We start from the raw sequence: 18,904 nt of genomic DNA, 5'->3' as shown, positions 1-18,904 counted from the left end.
TGCGACACCTCCGGATGCAGGAATTAATCAGCCGGCTTGCTTACACTTGGAGCCCTCCGTCCGCGCCGCGGGCGGGCCGCTCCCTCGTATCATGCCGTCACTCCAGCTTTTCCTGCTATTTCTCGCCGCCGACGCGGCGCTCAAGCTCACGCCCGGCCCCGACATGGCGCTGACCCTCACGCGGGGGATGACGCAGGGGTTCCGGCCCGCCTTCCACAGCGTGCTGGGCAACGTCGCCGCCGGGTTCATCCAGGTGCCGGCGGTGGTGCTGGGGCTGGCTTCGGTGCTGCGGGCCTTTCCTTCCCTGTTCGTCGGGATCAAGGCCGCCGGCGGCCTGTACCTGGGCTATCTGGGCGTCAAGGCCATCGTGCGCTGCGCCCGCTCGGCCGAGGTGTCGCTGGCGGCGCGCCCGGGCGATGCGCGCGACGCGTTCTGGCAGGGCTTCATGACCAATCTGCTGAACCCCAAGGTGCTGCTTTTCATGATCGCCTTCCTGCCGCAGTTCACCAGTCCGGAAAACGGGCCGGTCTGGATACAGATGCTGGTGCTGGGCATCACCATGAAGGCGCTCAGCCTGCCCTATGGCAGCGGCTTCGCCTACGGCGCCTCGCGCATCCGCGGCTGGGTCGGCCGCAATCCGTGGTTCCTGCGCACGCAGCAAGGCCTGCTGGGAGCCATCATGCTGGCCCTGGCGCTGTACGTGCTGTATTCCACCACCGCAACCCTGCCCTGATCCGCCCGCGCCGCCTTTTTCCATGACCACCGCAACCTTGAACACCGGCCGCAACGCCTCCCCGTCCACCCTGTTGCCCACCCTCTCGCTGATCGGCGCGATGGCGTCGCTGTGCATCGGCACGTCCTTCGCCAAGTCGCTTTTCCCCCTGGTGGGCGCGCAGGGCACCACCGCCTACCGGATCGCCATCGGCGCGCTGATCCTGCTGGCGTTCTGGCGGCCGTGGCGCTTTCCGCTCACGCGCCGCGACGCCGGCAAGATCGCGCTGTACGGCGTGACGCTGGCCTGCCTGAACCTGCTGTTCTACATGGCGCTGCGCACGCTGCCGCTGGGCGTGGCGATCGCCATCGAATTCACCGGGCCGCTGACCCTGGCCGTGGCGCTGTCGCGGCGCGCCATCGACTTCGTCTGGATCGCCTGCGCGGCCGCCGGCCTGGTGCTGCTGATTCCCACGGGCCAGTCGGTGCACGACCTGGACCCCGTCGGCATCGCCTACGCGCTGGGCGCGGCGGTGTGCTGGGCGCTGTACATCATCTTCGGCAAGATGGCCGGCAACGTGCACGGCGGGCAGGCGACCTCGCTGGGCCTGACGGCGGCCGCGCTGGTGGCGCTGCCCATCGGCGCCGCGCATGCCGGCGCGGCCTTGCTCGACCCCAAGCTGATCCTGGCCGGCATCGCCGTCGGCATCCTCTCCAGCGCCCTGCCCTATTCGCTGGAAATGGTGGCGCTCAAGCGCCTGCCGCAAAAGACCTTCGGCGTGCTGCTCAGCATGGAGCCGGCCATGGGCGCGCTGGCCGGCGTGGTGGTGCTCAACGAGCACCTGGACAAGACGCAATGGCTGGCCATCGGCGGCATCATCGTGGCCTCGGCCGGCTGCGCGGCCACGGCCCGCCGCCAGAACGCGCGCCGGCGCCAAACCGGGTCTTAGCCGAAACCCACTTCCCGCTGGGGCGGCCGCAGCGGGTCGAAGTCTTCCCAATGGTTATTGCGCCAGCGGCCGTTGGCGTGTTCGACGTCGGCGCCGCCGGCGTCGCGCAGCACGCGGCAGGCCAGCAGCTCACGTTGCGGGCGCGCGCGCACCGCCACCATGACGCCGGCCTGGCGAATCTCGGCGTGCGCATCGGGATTGAAATAGCCGTGCTGGGTGCTGCCGTGGCCGGTCACCCACAGCGCGCCGAAAAGCGAGCCGAGATAGGCGCCCACGCCCGCGGCCGCCAGGATCAGCGGCGTGGAGTCGCTCAGCTCCGACATCACGAAGCCGCCGAACACCGCGAACCCCGCCCCCATGCCGCCGGCGCCCAGAAAGGCGCCCATGTCGGCGCGGCCCGCGTCCGGGTCCGAACGGCGGTCGCCGCCCAGCGGATAGCGGCCATGCTCGCCGGCCGGATTGACGTAGAAGATGTTGACGTCCCAGTCTGGGAAACCGTTGGCGGACAGGCGCGCGGCCGCGGCCTGGGCCGCTTCGAAGCCCTCGAAGCGGGCAGCTACGATCAGAGACATGATAGGCTCCTCGCCCGGGCGCGCCGGGCAGGATCGACATGGCTTCATCGTACGCTTGCGCCGCCGGCGCGCACGCCGCCGTTACACCTTGCGCCGCCTGTTACGCATGCCGCGCCGCGCGCGTCAGGCGCGCGCGGCCGCCAGCCAGCGCAGGCCGGCGGACGTGGCGCCGGCCGGGCGGTATTCGCAGCCGATCCAGCCGTCGTAGCCCAGCTCGCGCAGCACCCCGAACACCCAGCCGTAGTCCAGTTCGCCGCGGTCCGGCTCCTGGCGCAGCGGCACGCCGGCGATCTGCAGATGGCCGACCCGCCCGGTGGGCAGGTACTGGCGCAGCCGGGCGGTGACGTCGCCTTCGGCGATCTGGCAGTGGTAGAGGTCCATCTGCACTTTCAGGTTGGTCGCGTTGACGGCCTGGACCACGGCGTGCGCGTCTTCCTGGCGGTTCAGGAAATAGCCGGGGATGTCGCGCGTGTTGATGGGTTCGATCAGCACGTTGACGCCGGCCGAACGCGCCTGGCGCGCGGCCCAGTCCAGGTTCTCCCGATAGCAGTCCAGCATGGCCTCGCGCGATGCGCCCTGCGGCGCCAGGCCCGCCATCACGTGCACGTTGGGGCAGGCCAGCATCGTGGCGTAGGACAGGGCCAGCTCGATCCCGGCCTGGAACTCGTCCCGGCGTCCGGGCAAGGCGGCCAGGCCGCGCTCGCCGCGCCCGGCCACGCCCGGCGGCGCGTTGAACAGCACCTGGGCGACGCCGGCCGCGTCGATGCGTTCGCGCACCAGCGCGGCCGGCGCCTCGTACGGGAACATGCATTCCACCCCCGCGAAGCCGTCGGCCGCGGCGGCCTCATAGCGGTCCAGGAACGCGAGTTCCGGATACAGCATCGAGAGATTGGCGGCGAACTTCAGCATGGCGGACTCCGGACCGGGCGGCATGGCTGGAAAATAGCACAACGGCTGCCTCAGTATGTCATCCGCACGCCCAGCAGCACGCTGCGTCCGGGCAGCGGCGCCACCGAGGAAATGAAGGACGCATGGTTATAGGCCAGGCGGTTCAGCAGATTGGTGCCGCGCAGGTAGACCTCGTAACCCGCGCCGCCGTACTGGCCGCGGTAGGCCACCACCGCATTGACCATGTTGTAGCCAGGCGTGCTGTCTTCATAGGCCGCGATGTCCTTCTGCGCGAACACGCGCGCGTACTCCACGCCGCCCGACCACGGCCCCCATTTGACGTTGCCGCGCACGCCGGCGCGGGCCGCCGGAATCCGCGGCAGGTTGCCCTCGCCGCCGGTCAGCTTGCCGCGCACGTAGTCGCCGAACACGGCGGCCGAGAACACCGGGGTGAACTGGTGGCGCAGCTCGCCTTCCACGCCGGTGAATTCGGCGTCGCGCTGGGCGTACTCGATCAGACGGAAGTCCTCGTAGCGGTCCAGCGTGTCGGCATAGATGTAGTTCTTCACCCGGTTGTGGAACACGCTGGCCGAGAACGTGGTGTCGCCGGCGTGCTTGCGCAGGGTCAGGTCGATGTTGTGCGAGGTCTCGCGGCCCAGGTCCGGGTTGCCCAGTTCATAGGTGTTGGTGGCCAGGTGCACGCCGTCGGCATAAAGCTCCTGCGCGCTGGGCAGGCGCTGCGAGCGCGACAGCGACAGCGCCAGCGAGTACTGCGGCGCGAAGTCCCAGATGGCCGCGGCCGAGAACGACGTGCCCGACAGGCTGCTGCGGGGGTTGCCGTCCGCCGGCGAAATGCGCTGCCAGTCCTGGCGCGCGCCCAGCTCGAAACGCCAGTCGTTCAACTGGTATTCCTCCAGCACGAACAGGCCGTAGGAACGGGTCGTGCTGCGCGGCAGGAACGCTTCTTCGCCGTCGGCGCTGAAATCGCTGTAGGCGTTCTGCAACCCGACCACGCCGCGCCAGCCCGCCACCGGCTTGTGCTGCAGTTCCAGGCGCAGGTCGTAGCCCTTGTTCTTGAAGCGGGTGCCGACCTCGCCGCCTTCGATCTCGTCGTGCTGGTAGTCGGTCAGGCCGCCGCGCAGGCGGATTTTTTCAAAGCCCGCGAACGGGTCCTGGTATTCGGCGCGCAGGTCCAGGCGGTTGCTGCGCAGCTTCACGTAGGGCACGTCGCCGTGCTCATGCTCGTGATCGTGGTCGTGGCCGTCCTCCTCCTCGCCGTGATCATGGCCGCCGCAATGCAGGTGCGTGCCATGCGGGTGGCAGCCTTCGTATTCGTGGTTGTGCCCGGGCAGCCCATACTTGCTTTCCAGGTGCGTGAAAGCCAGGCCGACATAGCCGCGCGGCGTGATCCACGACATGCCGATCGAGCCCTGCGAGGATTCGCTGTACGAGCCTTCCAGCTTGCCGCCGGGCCAGTCCGGCACGTCGTAGTCACTGCTGCGCCGCTTCAGGCCCTCGACCCGCACGGCGAAATTGTCGGCCCCGACCGTGATGCCGACCGCGCCCGACCGTTCGCGCGTGCCGGTGGCGCCGCGCAGCTCGGCTTCGGCTTCGACGCCGCGCTCGGGCACCGCGGTGGGGACCTTCTTGTCCACCACGTTGACCACCCCGCCGATGGCGCCGCCGCCATACAGCAGCGTGGCCGGGCCGCGCAGCACTTCGATGCGCTCGGCCAGCAGCGGCTCGACCGTCACGGCGTGGTCGGGAGAGATACTGGACGCGTCCATCACTTCGGAACCGTCGGACAGGACCTTCACGCGCGGCGCGGTCTGGCCGCGGATCACCGGACGGCTGGCGCCGGCCCCGAACGTGTCGCTATTGACCCCGGGCAGGTTTTTCAGGGTCTCGCCCAGCGTCCCGGTGCGCTGCTCGGTCAGCTCGCCGCCTTCCAGCACCGAGGCCGGCAGCGTGGTGCTGTTCAGGTCCAGGCCCAGCGGATTGGCCGACACCGTAATGGGCGCCAGCGTCGCCGCGCCCTCTTCCTGCGCCTGGGCCGCCGGCGCGGCCAGCATCAGCGCGCAGGCCAGCGGCGCCAGCCTGCCGCGAAACTCCCGTCCATGTTCCCGCCCTTGCTTCTTGCCACGCATGATGATCCTCTAAATGTTATATCATTACAAATGAGAAGCGAATGATATAACATCTCAATCACTATGGACAAAAAAAGGCGCCCCCGGCCTTGCGGGACGCCCTTTTGCGGCAAGCCGGCGCGCTCAGCCCGCCTTGAATTCCTTGTTCCAGAATTCCAGGATGTCGGCCTTCTTTTCGGTCAGGCCCTTCAGGTCGTAGGCGTGCAGCAGCTTGACCTCGGCGTCCGAGAAGCCCACGCGCTTGAGCGGCTCGGGCAGCGTGGCGTTGGTGACGGTGGGCGCATAGCCCATCTTCTCGGCGAACGCGATCTGGCCTTGCGGATCGAGCATGGCGTTCAGGTATGCCCAGGCCGCGTCCTTGTTGCGGCTGTTCTTGGCCACGGCGGCCTCGAACGCCACCGGCACCGAACCTTCCTTCGGGATCACGAAGCCCAGCGGCAGGCCGCTGTCGCGCCATTGCAGCGCGCGCGCCTTCCACATGCAGGCAATCGCAATCTCGCCCGACTTGAAGGCCGCCGCCACCGCCTCGTTGGACGGATAGATCCGCGGCGCGTTGGGCTTGAGCTTGGCCAGGAAGCGCTTGCCGCCTTCGAAGCTCTTGGTGTCGCCGCCCGCACCCAGGCCGACGAACACGGCGTTGTACAGGTACAGGATGTCCGAGAAGCCCACCTGCCCCTTCCATTTCGGGTCCAGCAGCACCTCCAGCGAATCCGGCGGAGTAGGGAATTTTTCGGTGTTGTAGACCAGCGTCATCGCGCTGAAGATGTGCGGGATGGAATACGGCGTCTTCAACGCGCCGATGGCGTGCGCCAGGTTGGGCAGCTTGGCGGTGTCCAGCGGCGCCAGCGCGCCCGAACGCTCGGCGTCGTACATGTCCACTTCGCCCAGCAGCGCCACGTCCATGCTGCCGCGGCGCGAATTCTTTTCGGCGCGCAGCTTGGTCACGCGGCCCACGGCGTTGCCGGTGTCGTACACCACGTTCACGCCGTCCTTGCCGACGATGGGATTGATGATTTGCTGCAGCAGGTTCTGGTAGTCGCCGCCCCAGGTCCCCACGACGATTTCCTTGCCCGCGGCTTGCGCCATGCCCGGCACCCAGCCCAGGGCGGGAGCCAGCGCCAGGCCGGAGGCCGTCTTGATGAAGCCACGGCGAGTCAGGTTTTTGTCTTGCATAACGACCTCGTATCGAAGAGAACTGACGGTTTACTGCGAAAAATCAGGCAAGCATCTCCACCGGCGCGGCGGGCGCCCAGGCCCGGATCGCCTCGGCGTCGATGTCGCGGGCGATGACGATGATGGCGTCGCGCGCGTCGGGTTGGCGCGTCAGGCGCTGCGGCGCGCTGAAGGTGGCGCCGACCGACTGGATCAGGATGGGCTCGGCGCAGTCGCTGACCCGCACCACGGCCTTGACGCGCAGCAGGCGCTCGCCGCAAAAGCCGGCCAGGTCGTCCAGCCATTCCGAAAAGTCCGTCCAGCTGATGCCGGCGCGGGCGCGCGCCGCCATGACTCGGATGCGCGGATGCGCCGCCGCCGCGCCGCCGGCGGCCAGCATGTGCGCGGCCAGCGCGGCCAGATCGGCCGTGCCCTGCGCGGGCGCGAACGCCGCCGCCACGGCGCGCTCGCGGTCCGGCTCGGCGATGACCGCGGCCAGCGGATTGAGCGCGGCGGCGCGCGCCGCGCGTTGGGCAAGGGCCGCCGCGGGCAGCAGATCGGTCTTGGTCAGCACGATGCGATGGGCCGCGCCGAACTGCGCCATGGCCTCGTCCATTTCGGCCAGCGCATCGGGATCGCGTCCGCAGTCGTCGGTGCAGACCACCGTCAGCCGCAGGCCGCGCCTGGCCAGCTCCGGATCGGCCAGCGACGCGATCACCGGCCCGGGGCGCGACAGGCCGCTGCACTCCAGGATGACGCGCTTGAGCGGCGCGGCGCCGGACGGGCGCGGCGCGTCCAGCAGCGCGCTCAGCGTATGGACCAGGTCGCTGCGGAGCGAGCAGCAGACGCAGCCGTTGGCCAGCAGGGTCATCGGCACGCTGTCGCTGTCGTTGGCGACGATGGCCCCGTCCACGCCGACCTCGCCCGCCTCGTTGACGATCACGCCGGTATCGGCCGCGCCGGTGCGCAGGTAGTCCACCAGCAGCGTGGTCTTGCCGCTGCCCAGGAACCCGCAAAGCAGGAACAGATCGACCGCCATGTCAGGGCGCCGCCTGTCCGTCGTCGCACGGCGAACCGGCGGGCGAGCCGCCCAAAGGCGGACGTTCGCCGTCCGGATCGCCCGCCCAGCTGTCGCGCACCATGTTGCGCACGTCGGCCAGCAGTTCTGCCGTGTCGTACACCACGCCGGACTTGATCGTGGTCTCCAGGCAGCGCTGCCATTCGACCTGCGCGGTCTCGTCGTTCAGGCGCATGGCGCCGGTGCCGAACAGCAGCTTGAAGTCGGTCAGCGGATTCTGGTTGTGGATCAGCAGGTCGGCGCGCTTCTGCACGTCGATGGAGCCGGTGTCGTCGTCGATGCCCAGCAGCGCCGCGCTCTGCGAGGTGGCGGCGCGCAGCACTTCGATGGGATGAAAGCCCGCTTCCTGCAGCAGTTCCAGTTCGCGGATGAAGCCGAAGCCGTAGATCTGGTAGATGAAGCCCGAGTCGCTGCCGGCGCACACGCGCCCGCCCTGGTTCTTGTACTCGTTGATGAACTGCATCCACAGGCGGTAGTTCTGCTTCCACTCGATCTCGTTGGTGGTGCTCCAGCGGTACCAGTAGGCGCCGTGCCCGCCGCGCTGCGGCTGGAAGTATTTCCACACCGCCTTCCAGGTGTACTGGTCGTGCCAGTCGGCGCGGCGCGCGCGCATCAGGTCGCGGTTGGCGTCGTAGATGTTGAAGGTGGGCACGAAGGTGTGGCCCAGTTCCAGGAAACTGTCCATGACCTGGCGCCATTTTGCCGAACCCGGCTGGGCGGCCTGCATGAAGGTCTGCCCGGCGGCGGCGAAGCGGTAGTACTCATCGCTGTAGTTGTAGTCGGTGGGAAACGACTGCACCACGCGGTCCTCGAACAAGGCCTCGGGCAGGCCGTAGTAGTGCTCGGAACTGGTCAGGCCCCAGCGCGCCGACTTCAGCGCGTTGACGCGGGTGACGGCCATCTGCGCATGGTGGCAGCCCGAGCGCAGGCCCAGCTGCGCCGCCTCGTCCAGCGCGGCCTGCATGATGGCCGGCGGCGCGCCGAAGAACTTGATGCCGTCGGCGCCGCGCGCGGCCAGCTTGCGCACCCACTCGCGCCCCTGCTCAGGCGTGTGGATGGTCTTGACCCGGTCGTTGACCGCGGGGAACACCGAATGCACGATCATGCGCGGCGCGGCGATCTTGTTGGCCGCCGACAGCTCGCGCTGCTCCAGCGTCCAGCCCAGCCCGCCCATGGCGCCCATTTCCCGCACCGTGGTCACGCCGTGCGCCAGCCACAGCCGGTAGATGTAGTCGGCCGGCGGCACGATGCCGCTCATGGCGTGGTACGGCGTGCCGATGTGCGCGTGCGCGTCCACGAAACCCGGCGTGACGAACTTGCCGTGGCAGTCGATCTCGTGGTCGCCCGGGCCGGGACGCCGCTTGGGGTCGATGGGTTTGTGCGGCGTGCCCACGTTGACCAGCGCCGTGATCCGCTCGTTCTCGATCACGATGTCCACCGGGCCCCAGGGCGGCGCGCCGGTGCCGTCGATCACGGTGGCGCCGCGCAGGATCAGGCGCGGAAACGGGCCCAGCCCGCGGTCGCGCGGCGCCGGCGCCGAAGGCGGATGCCAGCCCTTGGCGGCGTTGACGTCGCGCGACTCTTCGCCGACTTCGGATTGCAGTTGCGTGGGATCGCTCATGGCGCCTATGCCCCCAGTCCGTCGTGTTCGATGACGCCGCCCTTCATGATGAGCGCGAGGTGTTCGCCCTGGCCCAGCAGGCAGGAAAGGTCGCGGTACGGATTGCCGTCGACCAGCAGCACGTCGGCCAGCGCGCCGGCCTGGATGCGCCCCAGCTGCCCCACCTGGTTGAGCACCTCGGCGGCGGTGGTGGTGGCGGACTGGATCACTTCCTGCGGCGTCAGCACCTCGGCGCGGATGCGGAACTCGTCGCTCTGCAGGCGCTGCGACGGCCCCAGCAGGTCCGAGCCGAAGCCGATTTTCACGCCGGCCTTCTTGTAGATTTCCAGCGAATGCAGGCCCGCGGTGCGCACGGTGGCGATCTTGGCCACCGAGTCCGGCGGCAGGCCGTAGTCGGCGCCCTCGTTGGCCAGCGCTTCGTAGGTGACCAGCGTGGGCACGACGAAGGCGCCGCGCTCGGCCATGTAGCGCGCCACCCGTTCGTCGACCAGGTTGCCGTGCTCGATGGTGCGCACGCCGTTGCGCACGGCGCGCTCGATGGCGTCGGCCGTGTACGAGTGCGCCATCACATAGGTCTGGCGGCCGGCCGCCTCCTCGACGATCACGCGGATTTCATCTTCCGAATAGCCGTAGGACGCGATCGGGTCGGTCGGCGAGGCCACGCCGCCGGAGGCCATCATCTTGATCTGGTCGGCGCCCATCTGCAGTTCCTGGCGCACCGCCTTGCGCACGTCGTCGATGCCGTCGGCCACGCGGCCGATGTCGCCGGCGCGGAAGCAGCAGCCGCAGAAGCTCATGGGGCGCAGATGGTCGGAGCGCGGCCGCGGGTCGCCGTGGCCGCCGGTCTGGCTGATGGCGCGGCCCGAGATGAACAGGCGCGGCCCCTGGACCGTGCCTTCGTTGACGGCGCACTTCAGGCCCCAGCCCGCGCCGCCCGCGTCGCGCACGGTGGTGAAGCCGCGGCGCAGCATCGCGGCCATGATGGGCACGGCGCGCATCATCACCAGCGCGTCGGGCAGCACGCCCTGGGCGCTGAGGTTGAGCTGCGTGGCCATCACGTGCGCGTGCAGGTCGATCAGCCCTGGCATGAGCGTGCGGCCGGCGGCGTCGATCACGCGCGCCGACGCCGTCGCGATCGGCCGGTCGGAGACTTCCTTGATGACGCTGTCCTCGACCAGCACGTGCTGGCCTTCCAGCAATTCCGCCTGCAAGGGATCGAGCAGGTTCGCGTTCTTGAACAGTACAGAAGCCATGAGGAATTCCTTGTGTGGCGCCGGACTCAGGACGCCATGGTCTTGAGGTAGCGGCGATGGATCAGCCAGTTGGAAATCAGGGCGATGACGAGGGTGCCGCAGACCAGCACCACGGCCAGCGCGGCGCCGAACGGCCAGTTCGAGGCCTTGGTGATCTGGTCGTACAGCGCCGGCGCCATCATGGTCAGGCCGGAGCCGCCCAGCAGCACCGGCGTGGCATAGGCGTTCATGCACAGGATGAACACCAGCATGGTGCCGGCCGCCACGCCGGGCGCGGCGATCGGCAGCACGATGCGGCGCAGCGTGGTGAAAAAGCTGGCGCCCACGTTGCGCGCGGCCTCTTCCACCGACAGGTCCATGCCTTCGAGCACGCTTTGCAGCGTCAGGATCAGGTACGGCATGACCACGGCGGTGGTGCCGATCACCACGGCCGTGGGCGTGTACATCATGGTCAGCGGCCCGTCGATCAGGCCCATTGCCTGCAGCACGGCGTTCACCACCCCGGCGTTGCCCAGCGCCACCATCCAGCCGGCGGCGCGCACCACGTTGCCCACCATCAGCGGAAACACCAGCAGGATCACGAACAGGCTCTTGTAGCGGCTTTGCGTGCGCGCCAGGAAATACGCCACCGGAAAGCCCAGCACCAGCGCCAGCACAGTGCACAGCCCGGCGATGCCCAGCGTCGTCAGGAATACGTCGCGGTAGTAGGGGTCGCCGAAGAACTTGGCGTAGTTGTCGAAGGTGAAGGCGGACTGCATCAGCTCCGCGGGATCGAAACGGTTGAAGCTGTAGCGCGCCAGCTGCAGGATGGGCACCATGATGATGGCCAGCACCACCAGCGAGGCCGGAAACGCCAGCCCCGGCCCCAGCCAGCCCCGGCGGGGCCCGTTCTGCGTCGCGGTCGTCATGGCGGCTCCTATTGCGTGAACGCCACGCAGTCGTCCGGTTCGAAGCACGCGTAGACGCGCTCGCCGGCCGCCGGCTGCGCCTGGCGCGCGCCGGCGTTGACGACCTGGCTGAGCATGCGCTCGCCGCCTTCCAGCTGCACCCGCACCTCCAGCACCGAACCCAGGTACAGCGAGGACTCGACCACGCCCGCCAGCGCGTTGCCGCCGGCCGGCTGCGCGCGCAGGCTCACGCGCTCGGGGCGCACGCCCAGGTGCGTGGCGCCGGCGCCGCCGGGAGCCGCGATGCGCTGGCCGGCGTCGGTCTGGAAGACGTTGCCGGCTTCGCCGCGCCCCTTGAACACATTCATCTTGCCCAGGAAATCGGCCACGAACAGATTGGCCGGCCGCTCGTACAGCGCGTCCGGCGAGCCGACCTGCTGCACGATGCCGTCGTGCATGATGGCCATGCGGTCGGCGATCGCCAGCGCCTCTTCCTGGTCGTGCGTGACGAATACCGTGGTCAGGCCCAGGCGCTGCTGCAGCGCGCGGATCTCCTCGCGCACTTCCACGCGCAGCTTGGCGTCCAGGTTGGACAAGGGCTCGTCGAGCAGGAACACCTTGGGCTCGATGGCCAGCGCGCGCGCGATCGCGACGCGCTGCTGCTGCCCGCCGGAGAGCTGGCGCGGATAACGCTCGCGCAGCTCGCTCATGCGCACCATGTCCAGCACGCGCCTGATCCTGGCGTCGCGGTCGGCCTTGGGAACCTTGTGCATCTCCAGCCCGAAGGCCACGTTCTCGGCCACCGTCATGTGCGGAAACAGCGCATAGCGCTGGAACACCATGCCCGTGTCGCGCTTGTGCACCGGCAGGCGCGTCACGTCGGTGTCGCCGATGCGGATGCGTCCAGCCGTGGGCGCGATGAAGCCGGCGATCATGCGCAGCGTGGTGGTCTTGCCGCAGCCGCTGGGGCCCAGGAACGCCACCAGTTCGCCGTCGCCGATCTCCAGCGAGAAATCGGATACCGCCACCGCCTGTCCGAACTGCTTGCGGATGTTTTCGATAGAGACCTTCGCCATCTTCTATACCACCTGACTGAGTTTCACGTAGCGGTCGGTCACTAGCATGATGATGCCCAACAGCAGAATCTGCACCGAGGCCACCGCGGCGATGGTCGGGTCCAGGTTGAATTCGAGGTACTGCATGATCGCGATCGGCAAGGTGGTGCGGCCGGGGCCGACCAGCGACAGCGACAGCTCCAGGTTCTCGAACGACACCACGAAGCTGAACAGCGCCGCGGCCACGATGGACGGGCGCAGCATGGGCAGCGTGATCCGCATGAACGCGACCGGCGCGCTGGCGCCCAGGTTGCGCGCGGCCTCTTCGATGGAGCCGTCCAGGCCCGCCATGCCGGCCGTGACCAGCCGGACCGTCCACGGAATGGTGAGGCAGATGTGCGCGATCACCAGCCCGCCGAAGGTGCCGATGATGTCCTGGTCCAGCGCTTCTTCGGCGCGCAGATAGAACAGGTAGATGCCCACGCCGGCCACGATGCCGGGAATCAGCAGCGGCGACAGCAGCAGGGTGTTGATGCTCTTGCTGCCGCTGAAGCGGTAGCGCGCGATGCCGACCGCGGCCAGCACGCCCAGGGCCACGCCGATGGCGGCCGCCACCAGCGAGACCTGCAGGCTGAAGATGAAGCCGTTGGCGAAAGCCGGGTTTTCCCAGGCCTTCACGTACCAGGACAGCGTATAGCCCGACGGCGGGAAGTAGAGAATGGCGTCCTTGAAGAAGCTCAGCCAGACCACCAGCACGATGGGGCTGAGCATGAACGCGTACATGAGCACGACGAAGACGCGATGCAACCACGTCGCCCACGGAATCACCCGCAGGGTCCGGTCCCGGACGGCCGTGGCGGCCGAGTTCAAAGGAGGCGCGTTATGCAAATCCCTGGTTCCTTGTCAGCAGCAGCCGGCTAGTATCCTGGGTAGAAACCTGCGGTATCTACGGTTAACCAGAGCATATCGACGGGTTGCTGCGCGGCTCAACTAGGGATAACCCATTATTGCGAGCCTCTTGCATGCGCGCGGCGGCGCGCCCGCCGCGCGCGGGTGCAACCCGACGCCGGAAATGGCGGCGGCAGGTGCAACCCAGGTTCCCGTGCCTAGTGCGCGCGGCCGGCGATCTCGCCCACCACGCGGACCCGCGCCCGGACGGCGTTGCCCGGCAGGTAGGCCAGCGGAATGTCTTCCTGTTCGATCACGCTGATCGTGGCGGGGTCCGCGCCGGCGGCCACGGCGCGCTCGACCGCGATGCCGCGCGCGCGCTCCAGCAGTTCCTCGCGGCCCAGGTTGGTGAAGATCTGGTCGACCTCGCCCGAGACCTGCGCGATGGCCGCGCCCACTGCGTTGGCCACGGCGTGGTTCTCGACGCGCACCACTTCGGAAAAGCCCGCGACCCGATCCGGGATCAGCACCGAGCCGCCGCCCACCGCGATCAGCGGCACCTCGCGCGCGTCGCTTTTCATGCGGTCGCAGGCTTCGGAAATGGCGTCGTGCATGCGCGCCAGCGCGCCGCGCACCATCGCCGGGTCCAGATGCGCCACGCGGGAACGGTCGCCGATGTCCGCCAGGCCCGCGGCAACCGCGATGTCGGTGCAGGTGAGCTGCGTGCCGCCGAACACCAGCGCCTCTTCGAGCAGGCGGTGGCCGACGCTGACCGGGCCGACCTGCAGCGTCTGCGGGTCCACCAGCGTACCGCCGCCCACGCCGATGGACAGCAGGTCGGGCATGCGGAACGCGGTGCGCACCCCGCCCACTTCCACCATGTTGTTGGCCTGGCGCGGAAAGCCGTTGTGCACATAACCCACGTCGGCCGTGGTGCCGCCCACGTCGCAGACCACGGCGTCGTTGATCGAGGCCAGGAACACGGCCCCGCGCATGGAGTTGGTGGGGCCGGACGCGAAGGAATGCACGGGAAAATCGCGCGCGTTCTCGGCCAGCGTGACCGTGCCGTCGTTCTGCGTCAGAAAGAGCGGCGCGCGGATGCCGCTGTCGGCAAGCGCCTGCACGAAGGCGTCGGTGGTCTTGTGCGCCAGGTCGATCAGCGTGGCGTTCAACAGCGCCACGTTCTCGCGGCCCAGCAGGCCGATGCGGCCCAGCTGGTGCGAATAGGTAATGCGGCAATCGGGATGCTCCTGCAGCAGGATCTCGCCGGCGCGCAGTTCGGCCGCGCCGATCAGCGGCGAGAACACGCCGCTGACCGCCACCGTGGAAATGCCCGAGGCGCGGATGGCGCGCGCGGCGTCGCGCACCGCGCGTTCGTCCAGCGGCATCAGTTCGCGGCCGTCGAATTCATGGCCGCCCTGCACCAGATAGGTGCCGCCGTTGACCTTCTGCGCCAGGTCCTCCGGCCAGTCGCAGAACGGCAGCAGCGAGGCAGCGGCCGGCAGGCACACGCGCAGCGCGGCGGCCGGCTCCAGGTCGCGCCGCTGCACCACGGCGTTGGTGAAATGGGTGGTGCCTATCATCACCGCGTCGGGCTCGCCGGCCTGCGGGCAGGCCTGGATCAGCGCGGCCAGCGCGCGCCGCACGCCGCTGGTGACGTCAGCGGTGGTGGGCGACTTGACCGCGCCCAGCACCTTGTTGTCCTGCACGAATACGGCGTCCGTGTTGGTGCCGCCTACGTCTATGCCTATGTGTTTCATGTGAGGGCTCTATGCGAAGACCGAGCGATAGTCGAAGTCGAAACCGAAGGCGCGCGGACCGACCAGCTCCAGGCCGCGCGGCGTGGTGAAAACGGCAGGCGCGGGCAGCGCCAGCACGCTCACGCGCTGGCCGAAGCGCAGCACGTCGGTGCCGATGCCGTCGCCGCTGACCGAGTCCAGCACGCAGATCAGGTCGGGCGTCATGACCTCGGGCACGCCGTCGCGCTCGCCCACCGAGAATTCGTTCTGGAAGTGCAGCGTGTAGCGCGAACCGCGGTCCTCGCCCAGCCCTTCCAGCACCGCGCGGCCGCGCAGAAAGCCGGCCGTGGTGCGGCGCTCCACGTCGATGACCTTGCCGCTGAACATGCGCTTGCCGGCCGTCTCCTGCAGCACGGCGCCGATCACGTCGGCATGCTGGCGGCGCGCGCGCAGCACCACTTCGCCCAGGCGGATGGCCTTGCTGACGGTGTAGAGAATGCCGTGGTCCTTGACCTCGCTGCCGCGGCGCGGCGTCTTGCAGGTCGCCGCCGTGGAACCCATTTCGACCACCACCTTGCGGCTCAGGCGCTCGACCCAGGTGGCCGAGGCCGCGCGGGTGACGATGACTTCGTTGTCGCGGATGTCGGCCACCGCCAGCGGATACATGGGCAGGTCGTTGGCGGCGAAGCTCGTCATCTGGGCTTCGGGATAGGCCCGGCCCATGCTGTCGGCGTCGACCACCGGCAGGCCGGTCAGGGCCGCCACCATGAAGGGCTGCAGGCCATTGCCGCCGCCGATCTCCAGGGCCATCACGGCGCGAAAGCGCGCGCCGCAATACTCCTCCATCATGCGCACCGGCTTGACCGCGAAATGCGGATCGGCCAGGCGTTCCTGACCGACCAGCGGCGCGCCCATGCCCGACACCACCGCCACGCGGTCTTCGTCTTCCAGGTACATGGGGTCCAGCAGCGAAACGCTGTAGCCCTTCTTGTACAGCTGGCGCATGTTCAACAGTTTCTGGTAGGGATCGCCGCCGCCGCCGGTGCCCAGAATCCAGGCGCCCACGGCCAGGGCTTCCATCTCTTCGGCGGAAACGACGCGCGTTCCGGTGTTCGTGCTTGCGGCTACAGATAGCATGGTTCGATGAAGTCAGAAGTGAGCCGGAATGGGAAACAAACCTTACTTCGCTGCGAATACGGCGGGCAAATTGAATATGCGCATGTCTCGCATAGACCCAAATCATGCGCCTGCATGTGTTGAACCTATGTGCCGCATTCTTCGTATTTATTTGCCGTGGCCTGATGCATCTGCAAATATCGGGCCACGGCCTCCGGCACCGACCGGCAAGCGATATACAAGGGGAAACACCAATGCGGCAACGCCTCAGCACCTTTCTTCTGGCAGCGACCATCGCCTGCGCGCCGATGGCCTCGCATGCGTTCGAAACCTCCAACGGCAAGCGCATCCTCGTCATCGGAGGCCAGCAGGCCGTCTCCGTGATGGACCCGGCGCAGAAATACGACCTGTCCATCCGCACCATCCAGCAGGCCACCTACGACGCGCTGCTCAAGTACGAAGGCGATCCGCCCGAACTCAAGCCCTGGCTCGCGACCTCGTGGTCGTCCAACGCCGACGCCTCGGAATGGACCTTCAAGCTCGACCCGCGCGCCCGCTTCCAGAACGGCGACCCCGTCGACGCCGCCGCCGTGAAGGCCTCGTTCGAACGCACGCTCAAGCTGAACAAGGGACCGGCCTGGATGTACGCGGACTTCCTCAAGCCCGAGAACATCGTGGTGGACGACCCGCAGACCATCCGATTCAAGCTCACGCGCCCCTACGCCGCGTTCCTGGGCCTGATGCCGTGGTGGTACATCGTCAACGTCAAGCAGGCGATGGAACACGAACAGAACGGCGACTACGGCCAGCAATGGCTGACCGAACACACGGCCGGCTCCGGCCCGTTCCGCGTCAAGCGCGTGGAGCCGAACTCCCTGTACGAGCTGGAAACCTGGAACGACTACTGGAAGGGCTGGTCGCAGCCCGAGAAGGCGCGCCTGGGCGGCATCATCTACCGCGTCATCACCGAGAACTCCAGCCGCCGCGCGGCGCTGGCGCGCGGCGAGATCGACATCGCCGCCAGCCTCTCGCCCGAGGACATCGACCAGCTCTCTTCGGTCAAGGGCGTGAAGATCGGACGCAAGCCCGGCATGGGCGGATTCGGCCTGAAGTTCAACACCCAGGGCAAGTACATGTCGGACCTGAACCTGCGCCGCGCGCTGGCCTACGCGTTCGACTACGAATCGCTGCTGAAGATCTACAACGGCAAGGCGCGCCTGATGGAAAGCCCGTTCTCGCCGTCGGTGCAGGGATACATGGCGATGCCGGAGATGCCGCGCCGCGACATGGAGCGCGCGCGCCAGTACCTGGCCAAATCGAAATGGCCGCAGGGCGGCATCGAACTGGAATACGTGTACGTGCAGGGCCTGGAGGAAGAACGCCAGATGGGCCTGCTGCTGATCGACAACCTCAAGCCGCTGGGCATCGGCGTGCGCATGGTGCCGCTGACCTGGCCCAACATGGTGGCGCGCGGCGCCAAGGCCGAGACCTCGCCCGACATCTTCGCCTCGTTCACCTCGGTCATGTCGATCGATCCCGATTCGGTCGCCTACATGTACCACAAGGGTTCCTGGGGCCAGTACTACGGCACGCACTTCCTGAACGATCCGGAGCTGTTCGCGCTGATCGAACGCGCCCGCACGCTGTCCGCCTGGTCCGAGCGCAAGCCCCTGTACGAAGACATCCAGCGCCGCATCGTGGCCGCCCAGCCCGAGATCTTCGGCATGATCCGCGACCGCACCACGGCCTCGCGCGATTATGTGCAGGGCCTGGTGGACTCGCCGATCCGCATGGCCAGCGAATTCGACCTGTATCCGCTGTACATCGGCCGCTAGCATGCTGCGCTTCATCGTCAAACGCTCGGCGTTCATGCTGTTGATGCTGGCCGGCCTGCTGGCCATCACCTTCACCATCTCGCATGTCGCGCCGGGCGACCCGGCGCGCCTGGCGGCCGGCCCCAACGCCACCGAGGCCATGGTGCAGACCATCCGGGAGGAATACGGCATGGACCGCCCGGTGCTGGCGCAGTTCGCCACCTACCTGGGCGGCGTGGTGCAGGGCGACCTGGGGCGCTCCATCACCACCACCCGGCCGGTGTTCCAGGACCTGCTGCGCTTTTTCCCGGCCACGCTGGAACTGGTGTGCTTCTCCATCCTGCTGGCCATCGTGGGCGGCGTGCTGCTGGGCACCGTGGCCGCGGCCACGCAGAACCGCTGGCCCGACCACCTCATCCGCCTGCTGTCGACCTCGGGCGTGGCCTTTCCGATGTTCTCGCTGGGGCTGCTGCTGAAATACGTGTTCGCGCAGCACCTGGAATGGCTGCCGCTGGGCGGCAGGCTGGACATGCTGGCCTTTCCGCCCGACACCATCACCGGCTTCTACACCGTGGACAGCCTGCTGCATGGCGACGTCGAGACCTTCGCCTCGGCCCTGGGCTACATGATCCTGCCGGCGCTGGCGCTGGCGTTTCCGGCGCTGGCGTCCATCATCCGCGTCAACCGCGCCGAGATGCTGGAAGTGCTGCGCCAGGACTACATCGTGGCGGCGCGCGCGCACGGCGTGGCGCCGTGGCGCGTGATCGCCAAGTACGCCCTGCGCAACGCCATGCTGCCGACCCTGGCCATGATAGGCCTGCGCTTCGGCTGGATGCTGGGCGGCACCGTGCTGATCGAATCGGTGTTCGACTGGCCCGGCATCGGGCTGTACGCGGTGCAGGCCACGATGAACTCGGACTTCCAGCCCATCATGGGCGTCACGCTGGTGCTGGGCGCGAGCTTCATGCTGATCAACTTCGTCATCGACATCGTCTACGGCGCGCTGGACCCGCGCGTCCGCCATCAGGGCTGA

16 protein-coding genes are annotated in these 18,904 nt (G+C 68.3%); 4 read left to right on the top strand and 12 right to left on the bottom strand.

The window, feature by feature from the left end:
* Nucleotides 1–91: 91 nt before the first annotated feature.
* Nucleotides 92–733 carry a LysE family translocator gene (locus C1I89_RS26450; protein WP_102775385.1) on the top strand — a complete coding sequence of 214 codons (642 nt, stop codon included), beginning with the start codon at nucleotides 92–94 and terminating at the stop codon, nucleotides 731–733.
* Between the two features lie 22 nt (nucleotides 734–755).
* A complete protein-coding gene (locus tag C1I89_RS26445) occupies nucleotides 756–1,661 on the top strand; it encodes an EamA family transporter (protein ID WP_102775349.1) in 906 nt (301 codons plus the stop codon).
* Here the strand turns inward: C1I89_RS26445 and C1I89_RS26440 are convergent.
* The 12 genes from C1I89_RS26440 to C1I89_RS26385 all read right to left on the bottom strand — a co-directional run bounded on the left by C1I89_RS26440 (nucleotide 1,658) and on the right by C1I89_RS26385 (nucleotide 16,078).
* Complete coding sequence (locus tag C1I89_RS26440) at nucleotides 1,658–2,233, bottom strand: hypothetical protein (RefSeq protein ID WP_102775348.1); 576 nt, start codon at nucleotides 2,231–2,233, stop codon at nucleotides 1,658–1,660. The two genes, C1I89_RS26445 and C1I89_RS26440, sit on opposite strands and share 4 nt — an antisense overlap.
* Nucleotides 2,234–2,356: 123 nt before the next feature.
* Nucleotides 2,357–3,142: a 2-oxo-tetronate isomerase gene (gene otnI, locus C1I89_RS26435; protein WP_102775347.1), complete on the bottom strand. Its 786-nt coding sequence runs from the start codon at nucleotides 3,140–3,142 to the stop codon at nucleotides 2,357–2,359.
* Between the two features lie 50 nt (nucleotides 3,143–3,192).
* Nucleotides 3,193–5,268 carry a TonB-dependent receptor domain-containing protein gene (locus C1I89_RS26430; protein WP_440130666.1) on the bottom strand — a complete coding sequence of 692 codons (2,076 nt, stop codon included), beginning with the start codon at nucleotides 5,266–5,268 and terminating at the stop codon, nucleotides 3,193–3,195.
* 123 nt (nucleotides 5,269–5,391) lie between these two features.
* Nucleotides 5,392–6,441: an ABC transporter substrate-binding protein gene (locus tag C1I89_RS26425; protein ID WP_102775346.1), complete on the bottom strand. Its 1,050-nt coding sequence runs from the start codon at nucleotides 6,439–6,441 to the stop codon at nucleotides 5,392–5,394.
* Nucleotides 6,442–6,484: 43 nt separating this feature from the next.
* Nucleotides 6,485–7,459 (bottom strand): CobW family GTP-binding protein, encoded by a 975-nt coding sequence (locus C1I89_RS26420; protein WP_102775345.1) that lies wholly within the window; start codon nucleotides 7,457–7,459, stop codon nucleotides 6,485–6,487.
* 1 nt (nucleotide 7,460) lies between these two features.
* A complete protein-coding gene (locus tag C1I89_RS26415) occupies nucleotides 7,461–9,119 on the bottom strand; it encodes an amidohydrolase family protein (RefSeq protein WP_102775344.1) in 1,659 nt (552 codons plus the stop codon).
* Between the two features lie 5 nt (nucleotides 9,120–9,124).
* Nucleotides 9,125–10,372 carry a metal-dependent hydrolase family protein gene (locus C1I89_RS26410; protein ID WP_102775343.1) on the bottom strand — a complete coding sequence of 416 codons (1,248 nt, stop codon included), beginning with the start codon at nucleotides 10,370–10,372 and terminating at the stop codon, nucleotides 9,125–9,127.
* Nucleotides 10,373–10,398: 26 nt separating this feature from the next.
* Nucleotides 10,399–11,280, bottom strand: coding sequence for an ABC transporter permease (locus C1I89_RS26405; protein WP_102775342.1), 882 nt, complete (start codon nucleotides 11,278–11,280; stop codon nucleotides 10,399–10,401).
* 8 nt (nucleotides 11,281–11,288) lie between these two features.
* Entirely contained in the window at nucleotides 11,289–12,335 is a 1,047-nt protein-coding gene (locus tag C1I89_RS26400; protein WP_102775341.1) for an ABC transporter ATP-binding protein, read from the bottom strand.
* A gap of 3 nt (nucleotides 12,336–12,338) precedes the next feature.
* The gene (locus C1I89_RS26395) at nucleotides 12,339–13,097 is read right to left on the bottom strand and encodes an ABC transporter permease (protein ID WP_258231536.1); all 759 of its coding nucleotides are present in this window, start codon (nucleotides 13,095–13,097) and stop codon (nucleotides 12,339–12,341) included.
* 323 nt (nucleotides 13,098–13,420) lie between these two features.
* On the bottom strand, nucleotides 13,421–14,962 hold the full coding sequence (locus tag C1I89_RS26390) for a hydantoinase/oxoprolinase N-terminal domain-containing protein (protein ID WP_102775340.1): 1,542 nt from the start codon (nucleotides 14,960–14,962) through the stop codon (nucleotides 13,421–13,423).
* Nucleotides 14,963–14,971: 9 nt separating this feature from the next.
* The gene (locus C1I89_RS26385; RefSeq protein ID WP_102775339.1) at nucleotides 14,972–16,078 is read right to left on the bottom strand and encodes a DUF917 domain-containing protein; all 1,107 of its coding nucleotides are present in this window, start codon (nucleotides 16,076–16,078) and stop codon (nucleotides 14,972–14,974) included.
* Between the two features lie 233 nt (nucleotides 16,079–16,311).
* On the opposite strand from C1I89_RS26385, the gene C1I89_RS26380 reads away from it, so the two are divergent.
* Nucleotides 16,312–17,892 carry an ABC transporter substrate-binding protein gene (locus tag C1I89_RS26380; protein WP_102775338.1) on the top strand — a complete coding sequence of 527 codons (1,581 nt, stop codon included), beginning with the start codon at nucleotides 16,312–16,314 and terminating at the stop codon, nucleotides 17,890–17,892.
* Nucleotide 17,893: 1 nt separating this feature from the next.
* Nucleotides 17,894–18,904 (top strand): ABC transporter permease, encoded by a 1,011-nt coding sequence (locus C1I89_RS26375; RefSeq protein ID WP_102775337.1) that lies wholly within the window; start codon nucleotides 17,894–17,896, stop codon nucleotides 18,902–18,904.

Source organism: Achromobacter pulmonis, from assembly GCF_002885955.2.
Classification (GTDB): Bacteria; Pseudomonadota; Gammaproteobacteria; order Burkholderiales; family Burkholderiaceae_B; genus Achromobacter; species Achromobacter pulmonis_A.
The sequence above is the reverse complement of the archived record's forward strand: the minus strand, read 5'-3'. Positions and strand labels throughout refer to the sequence as shown.